The sequence below is a fragment of the Komagataeibacter europaeus LMG 18890 genome, from assembly GCF_000285295.1.
GTDB classification, from domain to species: Bacteria; Pseudomonadota; Alphaproteobacteria; order Acetobacterales; family Acetobacteraceae; genus Komagataeibacter; species Komagataeibacter europaeus.
Genome location: NZ_CADP01000174.1, coordinates 1 through 3,849 on the forward strand (window position 1 = coordinate 1; position 3,849 = coordinate 3,849).

Annotated in this window: 5 protein-coding genes; 3 read left to right on the plus strand and 2 right to left on the minus strand. The window is 59.5% G+C overall.

The features are described 5' to 3' along the window. Positions 1-430: transposase (locus GEU01_RS23505; RefSeq protein ID WP_019087444.1), on the plus strand; the 430-nt coding region annotated here is incomplete at its 5' end. A 66-nt stretch (positions 431-496) separates the two neighbouring features. On the opposite strand, the gene GEU01_RS19870 is transcribed toward GEU01_RS23505, so the two are convergent. Both GEU01_RS19870 and GEU01_RS19875 read right to left on the minus strand, forming a co-directional pair. After that, entirely contained in the window at positions 497-1,915 is a 1,419-nt protein-coding gene (locus tag GEU01_RS19870; RefSeq protein ID WP_026018899.1) for a DHA2 family efflux MFS transporter permease subunit, read from the minus strand. Positions 1,916-1,963: 48 nt separating this feature from the next. Continuing rightward, positions 1,964-2,530 (minus strand): hydrolase, encoded by a 567-nt coding sequence (locus tag GEU01_RS19875; RefSeq protein ID WP_019087446.1) that lies wholly within the window; start codon positions 2,528-2,530, stop codon positions 1,964-1,966. A gap of 108 nt (positions 2,531-2,638) precedes the next feature. Here GEU01_RS19875 and GEU01_RS19880 point away from each other — a divergent pair, with 108 nt between their 5' ends. After that, the gene (locus GEU01_RS19880; protein WP_026018900.1) at positions 2,639-3,298 is read left to right on the plus strand and encodes a TetR/AcrR family transcriptional regulator; all 660 of its coding nucleotides are present in this window, start codon (positions 2,639-2,641) and stop codon (positions 3,296-3,298) included. Between the two features lie 366 nt (positions 3,299-3,664). Beyond that, positions 3,665-3,835 (plus strand): hypothetical protein, encoded by a 171-nt coding sequence (locus GEU01_RS25990; RefSeq protein WP_198284507.1) that lies wholly within the window; start codon positions 3,665-3,667, stop codon positions 3,833-3,835. Positions 3,836-3,849 lie beyond the last annotated feature (14 nt).

The window sequence follows — 3,849 nt, forward strand, 5'->3', positions numbered from 1 at the left end:
GATCTTTCTCCTCGTTCATGCCGCCGACATCCAGGACCGTGATGGGGCGGTTGATGTTCTGGCGGCAATACGCAGGCGCTTTCCCTGGCTGCGCCACATCTTTGCTGATGGCGGCTATGCTGGCAACAAATTGCGATCCGCGCTCGCCTCCATGGGAAAATGGACGGTCGAAATCATCAGGCGGTCCGATACGGCGAAGGGCTTTCAGATCTTGCCTCGCCGCTGGGTGGTTGAACGGACATTCGCCTGGCTGGGACGGTGCAGGCGGCTCGCCAAAGATTGGGAAAAGTCCATTGCTTCCTCAACCGCATGGACATTGATCGCCTCGATCCGCATGCTCACACGACGGACAGCAAGGCATTGTCAAGCTTGGAAAACTTTCGGATCGGGCTCTGAACGGATGACGGTGAAATCAAGAAACTTCCACTAGCCCATGCGCTTACGTGATAATTCTGCTGGTCGACGATGTCGTCTTTCGCCCTCAAAGCAGAAAAATTCAGCAGAGCTTGCCTGAGTTGCGGTTGTTTTCTGAGTGGTTGATGAAGCGCGTCGTGAGCAGCAGAACGCCATGAAATAACGCGAGCACTCCAAATGCTTCAGCAAAAGCCTCTGATGGGATATGAGACGGACCGGTTGTCGCGAGCCGCCATCCAAGGAATGTGGCGCACACCGTGGTCAACGTCGGCCCCCCGATCCTTTGCATGATGTTCAGCGCAGTCGTTGCCATGGGAATATCGTCCCGAGCGATCGACGCATACCCCGCGCTCATCGCCGGAATGCCCACGGCTCCTCCACCACCGCGCAGAAGCAGGGCGACACTGAGCAGGGCGGCGTTCAGACCGTTATAGGCGAGCACAGCCAGAATCAGTGTTCCAACCAGCGAAAGCAGCGCGCCGCAACCGGTCAGATCGCGCGCGTCAAACCGGTCACTCAGACGACCAATGAGCGGATAGACGCACATCATTCCCAGGCCCAGCGGGGCCATGAGCAGGCCCGTCCGCTCGGGCGAGACACCGCAGGCGTGAATCAGCCATACGGGTAGAAGCATCTGACCAGCGAACGACACCCCGTTCGTCAGAAACATGATGATCGCCGACACCGAAAAGGCAGGCGCACGCAGCAGGCGCAGGTCGATCAGCGCGTCATCGCCCTTGCGTCGCGCGGATCTGACATACAGGACGAACAGCACGAGGGACGCGCCTAAAGTCGCCTGTCCATAAAGCCAGGCGACATGATCCATCCCGTAAAGAAACGAGACGAGAGCGGGAGCGAGAAATCCTAGCCCTGTCAGGTCAAGTGGACGGGGGCGCTCGTCATGCCGATCGTCAGGGAGAAACAGAACGGCAAGGGCAAAAGCCGCAAGCCCGACCGGCACATTGAGAAGAAAGATCCATCGCCAGGACGCGATGGAGAGAATGGCACCGGCGACGACGGGTCCAAGAAGCGGCGCGAGCAGAACAGGTGCCGTCATTGCGCTCGCGACCCTCGGCATCTGTCGGCCCGCCACACGAGCCACCGTCATCTGAGCCATAGGGGCGAGCAGTCCGCCCGCCATGCCTTGCAGCAGACGGAATACGATCAGGGACGGCGCAGACCACGCTAGTGCGCACAGGCCTGATGTCAGCGTGAAGGCACCGAAGCACCATAAATAGACTGCCCGCCCCCCGAGGCGGCTTACAAGCCATCCATTCAGGGGCAACGTCAGGGCGAGTGCCAGCAGATAGCCGCTTACCACCCATTGAATGTGTGAAAACGGAGCGTGCAGGGTCGCGACAAGATCTGGGAGCGACACATTGACAATCGTGGCGTCCAGTTGCGCCATGAAAGATCCGACCGCCGCGACGCTCACGATTTTCCAGGTGCCCCGAGGCAGTTGATCCGAACTCTGGGATGGCAACGATGTTCTGGTGTTCATGAACGATCTCGTCGGGAACCGCGAGACGCGCAGACATGAACCATGCGTTTACGCATCCAGCGCGATCGCCTCGCTCGTCGTGACACGGCCAAGACGGGGAAAAATCTCCTCGCAGGCAAAGCGCTGCATCTCTTCGGTGAATGTGGACATAACATCCTCGGCGAGCACGACGTTGTATCCATGCTCATGAGCCCACCTAGCGGTGGACTCCACGCCCAGATTGGTCGCGATTCCGCCCAGGACGATGGTGGTGATGCCGCGCCGCCGCAACTGAAGGTCGAGATCCGTGCCGTAGAAGGCACCCCATTGCCGTTTCGTGATACGCAGATCATTCGGTCCGGCGAGCCCGTCAACCAGTTCGGTCCAGTCGGGAGCAAAGCCTCCGGGCGGCGAAAAGGAGCGATCGACGACCGCATGCACCGCGTCCGCGAAATCGGGCGCGAACGCGACATTCACCAGAATGACGGGAGCACCGGCGGCCCGGAAACGCGCCGCGAGTTCTTTCGATCGTTCGACGATCGTGGCCCCCGGTATCGGGGCCAAAGGCAGTCCCGTGATTCCCTTCTGGAGATCGATCAGGACGAGGGCCGTCCGGGTGGGCGGAAGTGAAATCATGGCGTGAGCTTCCCTGTTGACGTTCGCGCGACCGTCCCGAAGCGTTGTCCAGACCGCACGGAACTGTTAGAAGTTGAGCAGATACTCAAACAGGAGCATTATTTGAGGATGGACTCAAATACGTCAAGAGCAAAACGGACACCTCTTCAGCCGCTACGCTCGGCCGGACGCCAGCGCGTCGAGGAACTGCTCGCGGCTGCGTCCGACCTGATGGCGGAACGCGGTTACGAGGCGACGACCATGGCGGAGATCGCCGCGCGCGCCGGGGCGAAGATCGGCTCGCTCTATCGCTTCTTTCCGAACAAGGAGGCTGTGGCGGACGCTCTGGTGCAGCGGCATATCGCCATTCTGGAAGACGAATACGCAGCACTTGCCAAACGTGCGGCCACGCTTTCGCCGGAAGCGTTGGCGGATATCCTGATCGAACTGCTTGTCACGCTTCATCCGCGTGTGAAATCGCTGTCCGCCCTGATGGAGGCGCGGACTGACAAGATGGAGATCCGCGACCGCGCGCGAGGTCATGCCGTGGCCGGAATTGCGGCGGCGCTGCGCGTGTGTGCGCCGGGACTGGATGAGGCGCTGGCGAAAGACATGGCGGCGGTCGTTCTGAACACCATGAAAGTGCTGCGCAGCATGCTGGCGAACGACGCGCCCACGACGTCGGGCGCGCCCGATGAGTTGCGGCGGATGAACCGACTTTATCTTTCCGACAGGCTGGCGCCGTTCCGGCGCGGTTCAGACAACGCAACGGATGGAAAGACACGCTAAATGCGAACCGGAGACGAAGCCACACTCTCCCGGTGTGATGCGTCCTTCGACTGACGGCGCGAGAGATCGGCCGCACTTGCGAAGTGCGAGATGCGCAGCGGCGGCTTCCGCCCTCATGGGAGACATCCAAACAGTGCTGACCATGTCCGAAAGCTGACATTGCTAAGCGCACCCTGATGAACAGAGTTTGAGACAAAACTGGCATTCGCAGTTCTTTCCGGTGACGACCGTTACCGGTCAGACAGGACATATGGACGATTACCAAGAATGCACTTGGGTTAAACGCTGGATCGCAGCACCGAGAGCCTGCAACACGTAGCCTTACTTACTGCCTTTTAGCTTAAATCTTTGGTAAAGGTAGATCCTATGAGCGAAGCCGTACCTAATTTGGCAGATTTGGCCGATATTCTTAGCGCGAGCGACGATTATCGCGTTCAGCGACGTCTCATGCCGCGCTCGACCATTACGCGGCCTGATGGAACGCCGACAAAGACCGCGATTCTCATAGAGCCCGATCCGAAAGTTTTTCAAGCTTGACAATGCCTTGCTGT

Bases quoted from the DNA above. Each gene is read 5' to 3' on its own strand.
- GEU01_RS19870 (WP_026018899.1), bottom strand. From the start codon at position 1,915: ATGAACACCAGAACATCGTTGCCATCCCAGAGTTCGGATCAACTGCCT.
- GEU01_RS19875 (WP_019087446.1), bottom strand. From the start codon at position 2,530: ATGATTTCACTTCCGCCCACCCGGACGGCCCTCGTCCTGATCGATCTC.
- GEU01_RS19880 (WP_026018900.1), top strand. From the start codon at position 2,639: ATGGACTCAAATACGTCAAGAGCAAAACGGACACCTCTTCAGCCGCTA.
- GEU01_RS25990 (WP_198284507.1), top strand. From the start codon at position 3,665: ATGAGCGAAGCCGTACCTAATTTGGCAGATTTGGCCGATATTCTTAGC.